Origin of the sequence: Saccharomonospora sp. NPDC046836 (assembly GCF_040645195.1) — a bacterium.
GTDB lineage: Bacteria > Actinomycetota > Actinomycetes > Mycobacteriales > Pseudonocardiaceae > Prauserella_A.
This window is the reverse complement of the sequence record NZ_JBEYXW010000010.1, coordinates 35,558-51,226: the sequence shown is the minus strand read 5'-3', so window position 1 is coordinate 51,226 and position 15,669 is coordinate 35,558. Positions and strand designations below refer to the sequence as shown.

Genomic DNA, 15,669 nt, shown 5'->3' with positions numbered 1-15,669 from the left:
GTCCGCCTCCTTGTAACACTCTGTAGTCAACAGGGCCGATTTTCGCAGCCCGCTGACCCAAGCGCAGGACTTTGCTCCCGTAACGCTGCGCAGTGCGGTACAAACTTAGTGGCACCTTGCCACCAGGTCTGCACTCGAGAGACGGGATTGATCGCCGTGAACGCGAAAAAGCTTGCGACTATCGCTGGTATCGCGTTGGTTCTGTTCTTCGTGATCGCCCAACCCGGAAACGCGGCGGGCCTCGTGAACAACGTCATCGGCTTCCTGCGCGACGCGGCCGAGGCGGTTATCACCTTCGTGAGCAACGTTTTCAGCTGATCGGCGCTACGCTTCCACTATGTTCGCGCCGCGCGACCCAGACGAGTACCTCCTCGACACCGAGCGGAGGGTCATCCGGATCAGGCGGCATTGGTCCTGCCTGGCCTGGGACATGTTCGAGGCCATCGCGCTGATCGCCGTCTGCGTGATGGTCTCCTACGTCCTGCCGCCGTCATTGTGGGTGGTCCAGAACATCCTGTGGTACCTCGCCCTGCTCGTGATCCTGAGGTTCGCCTACCAGATCATCGAGTGGTGGGTCGAGCGACTGGTCGTGACCGACAAACGGTTCATCATGACCACCGGTGTCTGGACCACGAAGGTCCTGATGATGCCGATCACCAAGGTCACCGACCTGACCTACGAGCGGTCGTTCTGGGGACGGATGCTGGGCTACGGCACGATGGTCGTCGAGTCGGCGGGCCAGATCCAGGCGCTGAACCGGATCGAGTACCTGCCGAGGCCCGAGGAGTTCTACGACACGATCTCGGCACTGGTGTTCGGTGACAAGCAGAAGCAGGCCGAACGGTTCTCGATGATCAAGGCACAGCGCGCGGCGCGCGGAAAGCGGATGGTCGGCTGAGCTCGGCGGGCACGCCGCTGGAGAATGGCAGGCGTGCGCATCGACCTACACACCCACTCGACCGTCTCCGACGGCACGGACAGTCCAGCCGAACTGGTCGCCACGGCGGCACGGGCAGGCCTGAGTGTCGTCGCGCTGACCGATCACGACACCACGGCCGGCTGGCAGCCCGCGATCGAGGCGCTGCCGTCGGGTATGCGGTTCGTGCCCGGCGCGGAGCTGTCCTGCGTGTCGGCCGATGCCTACGGCAGGCGGATCAGCGTGCACCTGCTGGCGTACCTTTTCGACCCGGACTCGCCCACGATCGTCGCCGAGCAGCAGCGGCTGCGCCGGGAGCGGCGCGCGCGACTGCGCACCATGGCTGAGCACATGGCGGCCGACGGGCTGCCGGTCGATCCGGACGAGATACTCGGGCTGTTGCATCCCGACGCACCCGCGGGGCGGCCACACCTGGCACAGGCGCTGGTCCGGGCCGGCCTGGTGACCACAGTGGACGAGGCGTTCACCAGTTATCTCGGCAGCGGGCGCGGTTACTACGTGCCCAGGGAGGACACGCCGGTCGCGGCGGCGATCGACATGATCAGTGCGGCGGGTGGGGTGACCGTGCTGGCGCACCCGTTCGCGGTCTCCCGTGGTCCGACGGTCAGCGCCGAGGTGATCGCCGACCTTGCCGGGCGTGGCCTCACCGGGCTGGAGGTCGATCACCCCAACCATGACGAGCCCACCAGGGCGCGGTTGCGGGACCTTGCCAAGGAACTGGACCTGGTGCGCACCGGCTCCAGTGACTACCACGGCACGAACAAGGCCATCGTGATCGGCCAGGAGACCACCGAGCCGCAGGAGTTCGAGGCACTCATCGCGCGGGCCAGCGGCACGCCGGTGCGGGTGGGCTGACGCGCGATCTCGATGCAACCTGTGGCCGATTCGGTGTGTGGACCATCGCCGGGGCCTGATGCTCCGTAGGCTGGAACAGGGGTGACGCACATGGCGCAACTGGGTTTCGACTTCGGGGTCGAGCCGAAGCGGCTCACGAAGGTGACGCCCGCGCGGCTGGCGACTTTCGACGACTGCCCGCGCCGCTACCGGATGACCTATCTGGACCGGCCCACGCCGCAGCGCACGGGGCCGTGGGCGCACAGCACGCTGGGCGCCGTCGTCCACAACGCGTTGCGCGCCCTCTTCGAGCTCCCCGCCCGGCGGCGCACGGCGGCCAGGGCCGCCGCGTTGGTGTCCGAGCAGTGGAACGACTCCGGTTTCCTCGACGCGGCACAGGCGAGCCGGTACCGCGGGCGCGCGCAGCAGTGGGTTGCCGACTACGTCGAGCACCACGACGTCACCGCGGACCCGGTGGGGTTGGAACGCTGGGTTTCCGCGCCGGTCAGCGCGGGGGACGGGCCGCCGTCGCTGATCGTCGAGGGCCGTGCCGACCGCATCGACGAGCGCGACGGCGAGCTCGTGATCGTCGACTACAAGACCGGGCGAGGCGTGCCCGACGAACACGAGGCGCGCGCATCGCAGGCACTGGCCATGTACGCCGTGGCTGCCGCCCGCACGCTGCGCAGGCCGTGTCGGCGAGTCGAGCTGCACCACGTCCCCACGGGAACCGTCGCCGCGGCCGAGCACACCAGCGAGAGCCTGCTCCGGCACGTGCGGCGCGCCGATGAGACGGCCACCGAACTGCAGACGGCCACGGACACCCTGGCGGCGGGCGGCGATCCGGACACGCTGTTTCCGGCGCGGACGGCGCGGCGGTGTGCCTGGTGCGACTTCCGGCCCAGCTGTGCCGAGGGCCAGCAGGCCGCGCCGTCCGTCCGTTCCTGGGACCTCCTGGCTCCGCTGAGCAGTGAGACCCACGTTGAGTGAGTTGCGCGACGTGGATACGACGCTCGACACGGTGGAGCCGCCCACGATGAGCCCGCCCGCGCACGACGAGGAGGAGCCGGCGCGCTCCGGCCGTTGGTGGCGTGGCCTGACGGGCTCACTTGCCATGGGTCTTGCCGTGCTCGCCGTCATCTTCGTCGGCGGCGAGCTGATCGCACTGGCGAGGGGCACGGAGGGACCCGGCGCGCTACCGGTCTTCGGTCACGTTGCCGGCGCCGCGCTGGCGCTGGGGGCGCAGGTGGTTGTGGACCGGCGTCGTGGGCCTGCTGCCGGCGTCGCGGCAGCGGTGGTACTCCTGGTCATCGCCGCAGTCCTCTGGTTCTTCTGGTGGAGCTAGGGCGCGAGCCAGGATCGCCATTCGTTGACCAGGATCTCCAGCAGCGCAGGCGGGTTCTCGGTGTTCGGCGAGTGCGCGGCGTTCTCCACGACGGCGAACGGCGCGCCTAGCCGCCGCGCCATGTCCTTCTGCTGGTCCAGCGACCACGCGTCGTCGCGTTCACCGGCCACCACGATGCTCGGCGTTTCCCGTTCACGCAGGACCGCGGCCAGCTCGTCGACCAGATCCGGTTCCGTGCGCAGCCCTGCCGACATGCCGAGCAGGCCCGCCGCGCTCGACAACACGAACCGGGTGCGCAGGAACTCGCGCAGCTCCTCCGCCAGTGCCGCCCAGGCGGGGGAGTGTGCGCTGACCTCTTCCCGCAGCGTGTAGGCCGCCTCGACGCCGTGATCGCGCAGCAGCGGGTCTCCCACGGCCAGCGCGGTGAGCCGGAATCCCTGCGGCAGCTTCTCGGGGCCGGAGCTCAGCAGGGTCAGCCCCGCGACCTGCGCACCCGCCAGTACCGCTCCGCGCGCGACGAGGCCGCCATAGGAGTGCCCGAGCACGAGCACCGGCAGGTCGTCGGCGGCGAGTGCGCCGATCAGCTCGGCGGCCACCTCGCCGAGCGTGGCGGGCAGGTACAGCGACTCGTCATCGGGACCAGGTGACTCGTACTGGCCGGGAAGGTCGACGGCGACGGGCAGGAAACCGGCGTCCGCGAGCCTGTCCAGCAGCGGTGCGAAGTCCTCCTTCGAGCCCGTGTAGCCCGGCAGCAGCAGCACGGTTGCCAGTGGGTCAGCGGGCTCCGGCCCGGTGAGAGCGGCGACGGGGCCGTAACGGCCTGGCAGGCTCGTCCGGCGCCCGCCGTGCGGGGACAGTTGCGAGAATGCCGTCGTCATCGCAGTGCCACCACGGTGCCGCCACGCTGTTCCAACAGGACGGGACCGGCGGCGGCCAGTTCGACCGGGCCGCGGTAGGCGCCCCGGTCGACACCGACGGTGCGGATCGTGGTGCCGGTCGTCTCGTCGAGCACCGCAAGGCCACCGTTGATCGGCACGACGTACTGACCGGCGAAGACCGTTCCGGGGCCGAGCGTGTCGTTGAGCGTCCACTGTGGCCTGAGGTCCGCCTGCGACAGTGCCATGGTGCGCGAACCGGTGAACCAGTAGACGTTCTCGGTGCCCTGCGCCGTGGGCACGACACCGCCTTCGGGCTCACGTTGCAGATCTGTGGTGGGCAGGTCCAGCGGGTACACCGCGCGCTGGGTGCCGTCGCTGTCGAACAGCAGCAGCTCCTGCTGCTCGGGCAGCATGACGGCGAGGTCGTTCGGGGTCATGGCCACCAGCTGGGCCGAACGCCCCGGCAGCAGCGCGGTGAACTCCTCCTCCGGTGTGTCGGCCTCCTTGCCGACCGCCTTCACCACGGTCAGCCGTGCGCCGGTCTCATCGGGACAGTGCTCGATCACGCCCACCCGGCTGGCAGCCGCCGCGACCGTGCCGTACGTGCAGCCCGTCCGGGGCTGCCTGTCGGGCTGGATCGGTGCGTAGACCTGGCCGTACTCCAGGCTCTTGACGAGGTCGTTGCGCCAGGTGTTGAGCAGGTGCTGGCCGGTGGCCGTCACATGTCCGTCGTCGCTGACCAGGCGCGTGCCGAGTTCGGCGTCGCCGTTGCGCTGCGCGGTGCGCCTGCCGGTACCCGGGTCGAGCTGGGTGACCTCGCTGCAGCCGGTGTCCTTGCGGTACACGGCCAGCGCTCTGGACCATGCGCCCGCGACAGTGCACAGCTCGAGGTCGCGGGTGTAGTGCCAGCGCACGTCACCGGTCAGCGGATCACGGCCGGCCACCTCGCCACCGGCACCGGTCACCACCGACGCGCCCTCGCTCACCGGTACCGGGGTCGCCGGGCTCGGCGCCTGCCAGAGCTCGGTGAGCGTGGCCGGCACCGTGTCCGGTGCCGGGGGCAGCGCGGGCGGCTCGGCGGACGTCTCCTGGCTGGTGGCGTGGCTGTCGCTGAAGGCCCACACCAGCAGCGCCGCGGTGAGCGCCACGACGGCGATCAGCGCGGCAGCCGCCCGGTCCCTGCGACGGTTCCACGGCGACGGGCGCGTCGTGGCCGATGCGGCGTGCCGTGGTGTACCGAGCGAGTCCGAACTCTCGTCCGGCTGCAGCACGTCCTCCGTTCCGGGCGCCCCAACGGGCGGGACCTCATCGTTGTCGTGCCTGCGATGGCGCCCGGACGAAGTGTTCACGTGTTCAGTCTGCCCCCGCCGGCGTTTCCGCCGTGTTGGGCACGCCGGCCCGGCGACGGCGGCGCCGCCGCGCGGGCCGCTCGCCGCCGTCGACGGCGGTGGCGTCGGGCTTCTCGTTCGTCGCCGGTGCCTCGCCTGCCGGCTTCGAGCCGCCGCGCGTGCGGCGCCTGGTACGCGTGTGGCCGTTGCCTTCCGCCGCCGGCGCCGCGGTCTCGGCCTCGGCCGTCGCGTTCTCGTCGGCGACATCGACACCGGAACGGGTGCGCCGTCGCGGCTTGCGGGTCCGCCGCGAGCTCGCCGGGCTGGTGGCTTCGGAACGGCCGCGCCGCCGCTTGCCGCCGAGGTTCTCCTCCGGCTCCGCGGCAAGGCCCGCCCTGGTGCGTTTGGACAGTGGGAGCCTGCCGGTCGCGTCGTCGGGAATGCCGAGATCGGTGAAGATGTGCTCCGAGGTGGAGTAGGTCTCCACCGGGTCCGGCATGCCGAGGTCCAGCTCGTCGGAGATCAGCTTCCAGCGCGGGATCTCGTCCCAGTCGACGAGCGTGATCGCGACACCGGTGCGCCCGGCGCGGCCGGTCCGGCCGATCCGGTGGACATAGGTCTTCTCGTCCTCAGGCGTCTGGTAGTTGATCACGTGCGTGACGTTCTCGACGTCGATGCCGCGGGCGGCGACGTCGGTGGCGACCAGCACGTCGACCTTGCCGGAGCGGAACGCGCGCAGCGCCTGCTCCCGCGCGCCCTGACCGAGGTCACCGTGCACCGCCGCGGCTGCGAAGCCACGTTCGGCCAGGTCGTCGGAGACCTTCTGCGCGGTGCGCTTGGTGCGCGCGAAGATCATCGTGAGCCCGCGGTCGCCCGCCTGCAGCAGCTTGGCGACGAGCTCCGTCTTGTCCAGCGAGTGGGCCCGGTAGACCAGCTGCTTGGTGCGCTCGTGTACGGCGCCCGCGTCGTGTTCCTCGGCCCTGATGTGCGTCGGCTGGGTCAGGAACGTCCGCGCGAGGGTGATGATCGGGCCGGGCATGGTCGCCGAGAAGAGCATCGTCTGCCGCTGCTCGGGCACCATGCGCATGATCCGCTCGATGTCCGGCAGGAAGCCGAGGTCCAGCATCTCGTCGGCCTCGTCGAGGACCAATGACCGGACCTTGCCCAGCACCAGGTGCTGCTGCTCGGCGAGGTCGAGCAGCCGTCCCGGAGTGCCGATGACCACGTCGACGCCCTTGCGCAGCGCGGCGATCTGCGGCTCGTACGGCCTGCCGCCGTAGATGGCCTCGATGCGGATGCCGAGCTTCTTGCCCGCGTCTTTCAGGTCATGTGTGACCTGCAGGCACAGCTCACGCGTCGGTACCACGACGAGCGCCTGCGGCGTGCCGTCACCGGGTACGGTCAGCCGCTGCAGCAGCGGGACGCCGAAGCCGAGGGTCTTGCCCATGCCGGTGCGGGCCTGACCGATCACGTCGTCACCCGCCAGCGCGAGCGGCAGTGTCAGTGCCTGGATCGCGAAGGTGCGGTGGATGCCGACCGATTCGAGGGCCGAGACGATCTCGGGCCGGACGCCGAACTCGGCGAAGGTCGGGGACTCGGGCTCGGTGACGGCGACTGCCTGGAGCGGGTGGGACGTGTCCGTCGCCGGCACACCGCTCTCGCTGTGCTCGAGTGCTACGGGATCTGTGATGGGCTCTGTATTGGGATTGATGTTCTGGTCGATGTCTGATCGCCTCTCTCGTACCAGCGCGCACTACCAGGTGGTACGCGGCACTCGACCACGCGGCTGCGGTCCGCTTCACGGTTGGTCACGCGAAGCGCGGCCTGCGCAGGAGCACCGCTCGAGGCGTGCACGCACATTGTGTTGCACCGATGTCGTTGCACCCATGCCGGATTCACCGGCATGTGGCTGCGCACGATCAAGTGGCAACGTCACTAGCAGTCCGGAGTGTATCTTGTCCAGCCGCTCGGTTGGTGACCGTGGTCGCAAAGAGTGACGTGTTATTGGTCTCCCTTCCGGGGTGTCCGTAGAGCCGTATGCGCTGTGGTGTTCGCCCTTCTGCCGTCACACACGGTGTGCCTCGTCAACTACGGTGAACCCTGTGAGTGAGGCGAAGGCACAGATCAGCCCCGGGGTCGCGGATTTGTTGGGGGTGCTGGCATACAGCGAGCTGTCGGCGTTCGACCGGTTGGCCGAGGACTCGCGTACCGCGCCGAACGTCGCCGGGCGTGCCGCGCTGGCGACGATGGCGGCTGCCGAGATCGGCCACTACCAGATGCTGGAGCAGCACCTCGCCGGGCACGGAGTGGCTGTCGAGGTGGCCATGAAGCCGTTCGTGGGGCACATCGACGCCTTCCAGAACTCGACGGCACCGAAGTCCTGGCTGGAATCGCTGGTCAAGGCCTACGTCGTCGACAACCTCGCCGCCGACCTCTACCGCGAGCTGTCGCAGGTGCTCGACGAGGAGGCCCGGCAGCTGGTGCTCACCGTGCTGGGTGAAACCGGGCACTCGGCGTTCGCCGAGCGCGAAGTGGCAGCCGCCATCGAGGCCGACGCCAAGCAGCGGGACAGGCTGGCGTTGTGGGGCCGCAGGCTGCTCGGGGAAGCGCTGACGCACGCCCAGTACATCGTGGCCGAGCGGGACGGTCTGGCCGAGCTGATCGTGCGTGGCTCCGGCGATCTTTCCGGTATCGCGGCGCTGTTCCGCAGGCTGCAGCAGGGTCACACCAAGCGGATGCAGGTGCTCGGTCTCGGATAGCCTGATGGTGAACGAACCGGCATGAACCCAGGCGGAGGTTGCACGTGGAGGTCAAGATCGGCATCAAGGACACCCCACGCGAGCTCGTGGTGTCCAGTGGCCAGTCTGCCGAGGAGGTCGAGAAGCTGGTCGCCGAAGCGCTGGCTACCGCCGACGGCCTGTTCCGCCTGACGGACGAGAAGGGCCGCAAGTACCTGGTCCCGGCGGACCGGATCGCCTACGTCGAGATCGCGCCGTCCGACGTCCGCAAGGTCGGCTTCGCCGTCGGCGCCTGAGCCGCGGTTTGACGTCCCCCAAGGCCACCTTGGTTGCGCCCACCCGTCTCCCACCACCACCCAAACGGAGACGCTCCGCGTCGCGCTGTTTGACCAACGCAACCAAGGTGGCCTTGGGTGCTTTCAGCCCGGAAGAAGTACCGACCTTGAAGGCACGCTCAACCGCATATCCGCAGTTCAAGCGCCATCTCGATGTGACGTAGGTCGGCGAACCGTCCGGCACTCGCGACGATCCCCGACGTCGGGTCGAGGTTGGCCGCGGGTTGCAGTGCGGCGAGGGAGACGCTTCCGCCATGGTCGGCCGGACCCGCTGTCCCCGCCAACCCATCGACTCCAACGCGTTCTCGTCTGTGGCCAGGCTGTCGTGCCGTGGAAGCACATTGGACACGGTTTGGAACGAACTGTCATCAGGTACTCTTATGTGTGGACGTTTTGTTCCGCGAGTGGAGGTGACTGCGATGGCGACGGTGACACCGGGCACGGCCCAGCGGCACGGCCTGTCGCGCAGCGGGCTGTACCGCGCCGCACGAGAAGGGCGGTTCGAGCGGATCGCACGCGGGATCTATCTGCCGGCCGACGCTGCCGCAGCGGACTGGGATTGGATCGAGGCAGCCAGCCGGCGCCCGAATGCGACGATCTGCCTGACCTCGGCACTGGCCCACCATGATCTGACCGACACGATCCCGGCCGCACTGGACGTCGCGATCCCGCGGGGGTCGCGTATCCGCACCGGGAACCCATCGATCGCGTGGCACTCCTTCGACCGGCCCACCTTCGACCTCGACCGCGACGAGATCCCCATCCCCGGCACCGAGTTGACAATCGGCCTCTACTCCCCCGAACGGTCGATCGCCGATGCTTTCCGGCTCCGCGGTGAGATCGGCTACGAACTCGCCCGAGACGCCCTGAAGGAGTGGCTGCGCCGCGGTGGTAAACCCGCACACCTCATCAAGCTCGCCACCACTCTGCCCCGGGCCAAGACCCCGATCCTTACCGCGCTGGACGCACTCGCATGAACACCAGCGACGCGACCTTCCGGCAGATCCAGGCCACCGCGCGTTCGGCAGCAGCGAAGACAGGACGAGCCGTCCCGACGCAGGAGCATCTGATCCGCCACGTCCTCGAATCGTTCCTTGACCGCCTCACCCGCACCACCCATGCCGAGGACTTCGTCCTCAAAGGCGGCATCCTGCTCGCCGCCTACGGGGTACGCCGCCCCACCAAGGACGCTGACGCGAACGCCATCAACGCCGACGTCTCGACCGCGCACCTCAGCACCGTGGTGCACGACATCGCCGCCGTAGACACCCCGGATGGCGTGGTCTTCGACGTCGACACGATCACCGTGCAGGAGATTCGTGAGCAGGCCGGCTATCCCGGCTATCGGGTGCGGGTGAAAGCGGCGATCGGGCCCTGGCAGGGTGTCGCGGCCTGGGACGTGTCCACCGGCGACCCGATCGTCCCCGCTCCACGAACCCTGCGAATTGAGCGAGTGCTCGGGGATCCGATCGAGATACTCGGTTACGCACCCGAGACAACCATCGCGGAGAAGGGCATCACCATCCTCGAGCGAGGCATCACCAGCACCCGATGGCGTGACTACATCGACATCGTCCAACTCGCGCAGCACGGCATCGACACGAACGAGCTTCTCCGCTCCGCCCACGCGGTCGCCCACTACCGCGGGGTCCACCTGGAACCCGTCAGCCCATACCTGGCCGGCTACGGACAGATCGGGCAAACCAAATGGGCAGCATGGCGACGCAAAGAAGGACTCGAAACGATCTCCGAAGAACTCCTCGACAACCAAGTCGCACTCGTCGCAGCGATTCTCGATCCCATCTTCCGTGCAGGGTCCAGCACGGACTGACCGACGGACAAGAGATCAACCTCTGCCACGCACACCACTACCGACAGATGATCTCACCGATCCAGCGAAACCACCGGCGACCTCGCCGTCTCAACCCAACCCCCCGCCGCCTCGACCGCCTGCTTCACAACCGCCATCACCTCGGCCCAATCACCCTCCACGTTGGTGAACATGGCCTTGGGTGCTTTCAGCCGGGAAGATCGTCGAGAGTGGTGGGTATCGGGAACGGGGGAGTGCTGGTGCCCGTGATGCGGTAGCGGTCCCACGGGTCCGGGTCGGAGATCTCGCCCCGCGCGGCGCCGTCCGGCGTGCGGATCTCGACCGGCTTCTTCCTACCGCCTGCCAGTTCGGCGAGCCGCTCGTTGGCCCCGATCCGGCCGTACCAGTGGTAGTAGCCGTCGATCGGCTGGAAGTGCCCGCGCAGTTCGACCTCGACAGCGAGTTCGGTGCCCTCCAGCAGCAGCGTCGCGGAGCCGGTGTACCCGTCTTCGTCGTGCTCGCTCACTGTGGGTCCCCTGCTTCACTGGTGCGCACGTCGGTCAGCTTGACGACCTTGCCGGCTCCCAGTGGTCTGTCCGGATCGATGGCCACGCCGTGCTGGCGGGTCAACCCGTCGATCGCGGCCCAGATGATCTGGGTCAGGTACTCCACGACGCTGTCGCGGTTCATCGATCGCTTGTCCAGCCACCACTCGCCGGTGTTCTGCACCATCCCGACGATGCCGTGTGCCCACGGCTCCGCGGCGCCGGAGTCCATGTTGAACCTGCGCATGTAGTCGCCGAGCAGCGCGGTCAGCGCCGTCGCGATGAGGGCCTTGTCCTCGGCCACCACATCGGTGGCGACCGGCTTTTCCCCGAAGGAACCGTGCGCGAGCAGCCGGTACAGGTTCGGGTTTTCCTCGATGACCGTGAAGAAAGCGTTCAGCGCCATCCGGATCTTCGGCACTGGTGCAAGCTCAGCGTTGATGACCGGAAGCAGCCGTTCGAACAGGATCTCCGTGCCGCGCTGGCCGAGTGCCAGATACAGGTCGGCCTTGTCTGTGAAGTGCCTGTAGAGCACCGGCTTGGTGACGCCCGCGGCCGCGGCGACGTCGTCCATGGCCAGGTCAGGGCCGTGTTCGTGGAGCACACGTAGCGCCGCCTCCACGAACTCGGCACGCCGGGCGATGCGGTGTTTGCGCCACCGATCGCGGCGCGCGTCGCCGGTGGGCTTGACAGGGTCGGCCATGCCTCCCATGCTACCAGAAGTAACCGTTACCTCCGGTCACATGCAAGCAGAAGGTGGTGTCGGCAGTGACGCGGACCCTCGACGAAGCCGGCCGGGACAAGACCGCCGAGCGGCTGCTGAAGTCGTCGGCGAACAAGTCCTACGACCCCGACGTCGACATCGACTGGAACGCGCCGCTCGCCGAGGGCAAGCGCTACATCCCGGAGCACCGCTCCTCGCTCTACGGCACCGAGCTGTGGGCGGGCCTCACGCCCGAGCAGCGCATCGAGCTGGGCAAACACGAGGTCGCGAGCGTGGCCACCAACGGCCTGTGGTTCGAGATCCTCCTGATGCAGATGCTGCTGAAGGAGGTCTACGACGCCGACCCGACGAGCAAGCACGCGCAGTACGCGCTCACCGAGATCGCCGACGAGTGCAGGCACTCGACGATGTTCGCCAGGATGACCGAGCGGATCGGGTGCCCGGCCTACGGCCCGGTGCGCTGGCGGCGCAGGCTCGGCAAGATCTTGCCGGTCATCGGTTACGGTCCTGCGCTCTACGGCTCGATTCTGGTGGCCGAGGAGATCCTCGACCGGCTCCAGCGCGAGCAGATGACCGACCCGGAGATTCAACCGCTCGTGCGGATGGTCAACCGCATCCACGTGCTGGAGGAGGCGCGGCACGTCACCTTCGCCCGTGAGGCGGTCACCCGCGGGATGGCGAAGCTGTCCCGCAAGGAACTGGGCTACCAGCGGCTGCTCATCGCACTCGTATCCCACGAGATCACCCGTAGCCTGGTCAACCCCGCCGTGTACAAGGCAGTTGGCATCCGGCCGCGAGACGGCTACCTGGCGGCCATGGCCAACCCGCACTGGCACGTCACAGTGCACTACGCGGGCGAGCGGATCATGCAGTTCCTCGGCGAGGCCGGGCTCGTCGGTGCGCCCGGGATGTACTGGTGGCGCCGATCGTTCCTGGTCAACGACCGGTGACGGCGCCAGCTGCGGACGGCTTCTGCACCAGCGACGGTACCCGGCTGCGGGTGGACCTCACCGGCCCTGCCGGCGGCCAGGCCACGCTGGTGCTGATCCACGGGTGGACGCAGGATCGGCGAACCTGGGACCGGGTGCTCGCCGAGCTGCCCCCTGGACAGCGCGTGGTGCGTTACGACCTGCGCGGCCACGGTGGCTCGGCGCCGGCGCGGCAGGGGACCGCCACGATCGACCAGCTCGCCGACGATCTCGCCGAGCTGATTGCCGCCAGGGTGCCCAGTGGCAGGCTCGTCCTCGCCGGGCACTCCATGGGCGGGATGACGATCATGGCCCTCGCCGAACGGCACCCCGAACTGGTCTCGGGCCGGGTGGACGGTGTCGCGTTCGTCGCGACGTCCAGTGGCGACATGCACCGCATCACGCTGGGCCTGCCCGGCGTGCTCGGGGGCGGGGCAGCGCGTGCCGAGCGGCGGCTGGCGGAATTGCTGCTCGCCTACCGCAAGGACGTCCTTCCGCTGCGGCCGGGCGCCGCGCGAGCGGGCGCCCGCTGGCTGGTGTTCGGCAGGCGGGCACGCCGCGAGGACGTCGTCGCGGTGGTCGACCAGCTGCTCTGCGCACATCCCGCCAGTATCGGCGGGTTCCAGAACGCGATCTCGTTGCACGATCGGCGGGTCGCCCTCGCCGCCCTGCGGAACACCACGGCGCTCGTTCTCGCCGGCGAGGCCGACCGGCTCTGCCCGGTGCGGCATGCCGAGGCGATCGCGAGCGAGCTGCCGGGCGCGCGGCTCGTGCTGTATCCCGGAGCGGGGCACATGCTGCCGCAGGAAAGGGCCGCCGAGGTCGCGGCCCGGCTCGGTGCGCTCGTACGCGGCGCGGCAGGTAGCCCGCTCAGGAATGCTGAAGGGGGAACCCGGCGCCGATACCCCGCCACGCCAGCGTCGAGGTGAGCGCGACGGCGTCGTCCCTGCTCATCGAGCTGTGGTGAGCCAACCAGAACCGGGCGCTGACCTGGCTCATGCCGACCAGGCCCACGGCCAGCAGGCGCGCCTTCTCCTCGTCGAGTCCGGCGTCGGCGGTGATGGTCTCGGTGATCGCGTCGACGCTCGCCGAGGTCGCCCTGTCGACGGCCTCCTGCACGGCGGGCTCGCCACGCAGATCCGACTCGAACACCATGCGGAACGCCCCGGCGTCGCCGTTGACGAAGTCGAAGAAGGCGCCCACCGCGTTCTTCACCCGCTGCTTGTTGTCGGTCGTGGAGGACAGGGCGTTCTGCACGGCCTTGACGAGGTGGTCGACGTGGCTTTCCAGCAGTGCGATGTAGAGGTCGAGCTTGCCGGGAAAGTGCTGGTAGAGCACGGGTTTGCTCACGCCGGCGCGTTCGGCGATGTCGTCCATGGCCGCCGCGTGGTAGCCGTTCGCCGCGAACACCTGCTGCGCGGCGGCCAGCAGCTGCGCGCGCCGCTCCGTGCGGGGCAGCCGCACGCCCCGGCCGAGCTGTGCCGATCCGGTGCTCTCGCCTGTCCCGTGTGACTGCGCTTGCGCCGTCTCAGTCATCCGCCCTCCTACTTTCTTCCCACAGCACATTACTCGCCGGTACGCACCGGGCGCCAAGAACGGCGGCATGAGGCATCCTGGGATTGTGTCCGAAACACTGTCCCGCCGGGTGGTCACGCCTCGCACGAAGCGTGTGCCGCTGACGCACGTGCCGTTGTCGAGTTCCCCGCTCCCGCCACTCGACGCACGGCAGTCGCCGTGGTCGGGCCGGGTGGAAAGGGTAGGCGATCTGGATCTCTACGTCCGGCGCACACCCGGTGCCAAGGACGCGACGGTCGTCTACGTGCACGGACTCGGCGGCTCGTCCACGAACTGGACGGACCTGGCCGCGCTGCTCGCCCCCCAAGCGTCGGGGGCCGCGCTGGACCTGCCCGGCTTCGGCTTCTCCGAGCCGATGAACGGGTTCACCTTCAGCCTCACCTCCCATGCCGACGTCGTCGCCAGGTTCCTCGAGAGTGAGGATGGTGGCCCGGTGCACCTCGTCGGTAACTCGATGGGTGGCGCCATCGCGCTGCTACTGGCGGCGAACCGCCCCGAGCTGGTGCGGACGCTGACGCTGATCTCCCCGGCGATGCCCGACCGTCGGCCAGACCCGCGACGGCTCTCCGATCCCAGGATGGTGCTGGCCTACCTGCCGCTCGTCGGCAGGCGGGTGCGCAGACAGCTGGCGGAGATGGGGCCGAAGGAGCGAGCAGAGCAGGTGATCCGGCTCTGTTTCGCCGAACCGTCCGCCTTCCCCGTGCACCGGCTCGAGGAGCTCGCCGCGGAGCACAGCGCACGTGCCGAGTTCGAATGGGCGAACCTGGCGCTGGCGCGCAGCACGTTCGAGATCTTCCGCGCCTGGTTCGCCGGTGGCGCCCGGTCGTTGTGGTCGGTGGCGCCGCGCGTCGACATGCCGGCACTCGTGGTGTGGGGCACGCACGACAAGGTCATCTCGGTGCGCAAGGCCGCCCGCACCGCTCAGCTCATGCCGCGAGCGCGCCTTCTGGTGTTGCCGAAGACGGGGCACGTGGCGCAGATGGAACGCCCGGTCACGGTCGCCAGGGCGATGCTCGGCATGTGGGAGAGCGTCGAGGCAGGCACCTGGTAGGGGGCGAGGCCTTCATTGCCGACGGCGGCGGCGGGCGATCTCCTTCCGCGCGTCGCGCAGGCGATCCAAGGTCGTCTCCAGGTCCTCGTCATCGTCGACAGCCGTGGCTTCCAGAGCCGCGTACTGGGCGGCACGGCGACGCTTGCGGTACTCCAGCAGGTCCCGCGCGGTGATCCGTCGGTGCGTCCCCGCGCGTTCGAACGGAATCTCTCCACTATCGAGCAGCCTGACCACGGTGGGCCTGCTGACACCCAGGAGCTCAGCTGCCTGCTGCGTGGTGAGCGTCTTGCTCTGCGGCGCCACCGTTACGGCGAGCCCGTTCTGTAGCGCTGCGACCACCAGCCTGAGCGCCCGGTACAACTCCTCGGGCAGCTCCACCCGGTCTTCCAGGGAGGCGCCGCTGAGGAAATACGCCGCCGACCTGCCGCATCCTGTCTGTTCGCGTGCCCGCATGAAGTCGCCGACCTTCGCGAGCTGCAACTCCTGATCCCGCGCGGGCAGGTACGTTTCCTGGCTCAGAGTTGCGTCCATTGGCTCTCCTTTATTCGAACGAAACATAACAGCTTTCGTTTTGTTCGTCTAGGCAGGTTTGCCGAGCGCT

Annotated in this window: 19 protein-coding genes and 1 pseudogene; 12 read left to right on the top strand and 8 right to left on the bottom strand. The window is 68.9% G+C overall.

The window, feature by feature from the left end:
* The first annotated feature begins 156 nt into the window (after positions 1 to 156).
* The 5 genes from ABZ863_RS14230 to ABZ863_RS14210 all read left to right on the top strand — a co-directional run bounded on the left by ABZ863_RS14230 (position 157) and on the right by ABZ863_RS14210 (position 3,116).
* Positions 157 to 318, top strand: coding sequence for a hypothetical protein (locus ABZ863_RS14230; protein ID WP_358535156.1), 162 nt, complete (start codon positions 157 to 159; stop codon positions 316 to 318).
* Positions 319 to 337: 19 nt separating this feature from the next.
* A complete protein-coding gene (locus ABZ863_RS14225) occupies positions 338 to 898 on the top strand; it encodes a PH domain-containing protein (protein ID WP_358535154.1) in 561 nt (186 codons plus the stop codon).
* A 24-nt stretch (positions 899 to 922) separates the two neighbouring features.
* Complete coding sequence (locus tag ABZ863_RS14220; RefSeq protein WP_358535152.1) at positions 923 to 1,792, top strand: PHP domain-containing protein; 870 nt, start codon at positions 923 to 925, stop codon at positions 1,790 to 1,792.
* A gap of 90 nt (positions 1,793 to 1,882) precedes the next feature.
* A complete protein-coding gene (locus ABZ863_RS14215) occupies positions 1,883 to 2,761 on the top strand; it encodes a PD-(D/E)XK nuclease family protein (protein ID WP_358535150.1) in 879 nt (292 codons plus the stop codon).
* The gene (locus ABZ863_RS14210) at positions 2,754 to 3,116 is read left to right on the top strand and encodes a hypothetical protein (RefSeq protein ID WP_358535148.1); all 363 of its coding nucleotides are present in this window, start codon (positions 2,754 to 2,756) and stop codon (positions 3,114 to 3,116) included. The genes ABZ863_RS14215 and ABZ863_RS14210 overlap by 8 nt, the downstream gene beginning before the upstream one ends.
* Here ABZ863_RS14210 and ABZ863_RS14205 read toward each other — a convergent pair.
* Genes ABZ863_RS14205 through ABZ863_RS14195 form a run of 3 tightly spaced genes read right to left on the bottom strand, consistent with a single transcriptional unit; the run spans position 3,113 to position 6,973 of the window.
* Positions 3,113 to 3,994 (bottom strand): alpha/beta hydrolase, encoded by an 882-nt coding sequence (locus ABZ863_RS14205; protein WP_358535146.1) that lies wholly within the window; start codon positions 3,992 to 3,994, stop codon positions 3,113 to 3,115. The genes ABZ863_RS14210 and ABZ863_RS14205 overlap by 4 nt on opposite strands.
* Positions 3,991 to 5,343, bottom strand: a complete 1,353-nt coding sequence (locus tag ABZ863_RS14200) for a hypothetical protein (RefSeq protein WP_358535143.1) — start codon at positions 5,341 to 5,343, stop codon at positions 3,991 to 3,993. Before ABZ863_RS14200 ends, ABZ863_RS14205 begins: the two co-directional genes overlap by 4 nt.
* A 4-nt stretch (positions 5,344 to 5,347) precedes the next feature.
* On the bottom strand, positions 5,348 to 6,973 hold the full coding sequence (locus ABZ863_RS14195) for a DEAD/DEAH box helicase (RefSeq protein ID WP_358535141.1): 1,626 nt from the start codon (positions 6,971 to 6,973) through the stop codon (positions 5,348 to 5,350).
* Between the two features lie 451 nt (positions 6,974 to 7,424).
* On the opposite strand from ABZ863_RS14195, the gene ABZ863_RS14190 reads away from it, so the two are divergent.
* The 4 genes from ABZ863_RS14190 (at position 7,425) to ABZ863_RS14175 (ending at position 10,226) form a co-directional block, all read left to right on the top strand.
* The gene (locus ABZ863_RS14190) at positions 7,425 to 8,081 is read left to right on the top strand and encodes a ferritin-like fold-containing protein (protein WP_358535139.1); all 657 of its coding nucleotides are present in this window, start codon (positions 7,425 to 7,427) and stop codon (positions 8,079 to 8,081) included.
* Positions 8,082 to 8,125: 44 nt separating this feature from the next.
* The gene (locus tag ABZ863_RS14185; protein WP_358535137.1) at positions 8,126 to 8,356 is read left to right on the top strand and encodes a DUF3107 domain-containing protein; all 231 of its coding nucleotides are present in this window, start codon (positions 8,126 to 8,128) and stop codon (positions 8,354 to 8,356) included.
* Positions 8,357 to 8,814: 458 nt separating this feature from the next.
* Complete coding sequence (locus tag ABZ863_RS14180) at positions 8,815 to 9,372, top strand: type IV toxin-antitoxin system AbiEi family antitoxin domain-containing protein (RefSeq protein WP_358535135.1); 558 nt, start codon at positions 8,815 to 8,817, stop codon at positions 9,370 to 9,372.
* Positions 9,369 to 10,226 (top strand): nucleotidyl transferase AbiEii/AbiGii toxin family protein, encoded by an 858-nt coding sequence (locus ABZ863_RS14175; protein WP_358535133.1) that lies wholly within the window; start codon positions 9,369 to 9,371, stop codon positions 10,224 to 10,226. Before ABZ863_RS14180 ends, ABZ863_RS14175 begins: the two co-directional genes overlap by 4 nt.
* Positions 10,227 to 10,327: 101 nt before the next feature.
* Here ABZ863_RS14175 and ABZ863_RS14170 read toward each other — a convergent pair.
* The 3 genes and pseudogenes from ABZ863_RS14170 to ABZ863_RS14160 all read right to left on the bottom strand — a co-directional run.
* Positions 10,328 to 10,402, bottom strand: a pseudogene (locus ABZ863_RS14170) (thiamine-binding protein); the annotation flags it as partial.
* A gap of 11 nt (positions 10,403 to 10,413) precedes the next feature.
* Complete coding sequence (locus ABZ863_RS14165; RefSeq protein ID WP_358535131.1) at positions 10,414 to 10,731, bottom strand: DUF4873 domain-containing protein; 318 nt, start codon at positions 10,729 to 10,731, stop codon at positions 10,414 to 10,416.
* Positions 10,728 to 11,462, bottom strand: coding sequence for a TetR/AcrR family transcriptional regulator (locus ABZ863_RS14160; RefSeq protein ID WP_358535129.1), 735 nt, complete (start codon positions 11,460 to 11,462; stop codon positions 10,728 to 10,730). Before ABZ863_RS14160 ends, ABZ863_RS14165 begins: the two co-directional genes overlap by 4 nt.
* A 56-nt stretch (positions 11,463 to 11,518) precedes the next feature.
* Here ABZ863_RS14160 and ABZ863_RS14155 point away from each other — a divergent pair, with 56 nt between their 5' ends.
* Complete coding sequence (locus tag ABZ863_RS14155; RefSeq protein ID WP_358535127.1) at positions 11,519 to 12,424, top strand: diiron oxygenase; 906 nt, start codon at positions 11,519 to 11,521, stop codon at positions 12,422 to 12,424.
* A complete protein-coding gene (locus tag ABZ863_RS14150) occupies positions 12,421 to 13,371 on the top strand; it encodes an alpha/beta fold hydrolase (RefSeq protein WP_358535126.1) in 951 nt (316 codons plus the stop codon). The genes ABZ863_RS14155 and ABZ863_RS14150 overlap by 4 nt, the downstream gene beginning before the upstream one ends.
* Here ABZ863_RS14150 and ABZ863_RS14145 read toward each other — a convergent pair.
* Positions 13,313 to 13,978: a TetR/AcrR family transcriptional regulator gene (locus ABZ863_RS14145; RefSeq protein ID WP_358535124.1), complete on the bottom strand. Its 666-nt coding sequence runs from the start codon at positions 13,976 to 13,978 to the stop codon at positions 13,313 to 13,315. The two genes, ABZ863_RS14150 and ABZ863_RS14145, sit on opposite strands and share 59 nt — an antisense overlap.
* Positions 13,979 to 14,126: 148 nt before the next feature.
* Here ABZ863_RS14145 and ABZ863_RS14140 point away from each other — a divergent pair, with 148 nt between their 5' ends.
* Positions 14,127 to 15,068, top strand: coding sequence for an alpha/beta fold hydrolase (locus ABZ863_RS14140; protein WP_358535382.1), 942 nt, complete (start codon positions 14,127 to 14,129; stop codon positions 15,066 to 15,068).
* A gap of 12 nt (positions 15,069 to 15,080) precedes the next feature.
* Here the strand turns inward: ABZ863_RS14140 and ABZ863_RS14135 are convergent, their stop codons facing one another.
* Positions 15,081 to 15,599 (bottom strand): helix-turn-helix domain-containing protein, encoded by a 519-nt coding sequence (locus ABZ863_RS14135; protein ID WP_358535122.1) that lies wholly within the window; start codon positions 15,597 to 15,599, stop codon positions 15,081 to 15,083.
* Positions 15,600 to 15,669 lie beyond the last annotated feature (70 nt).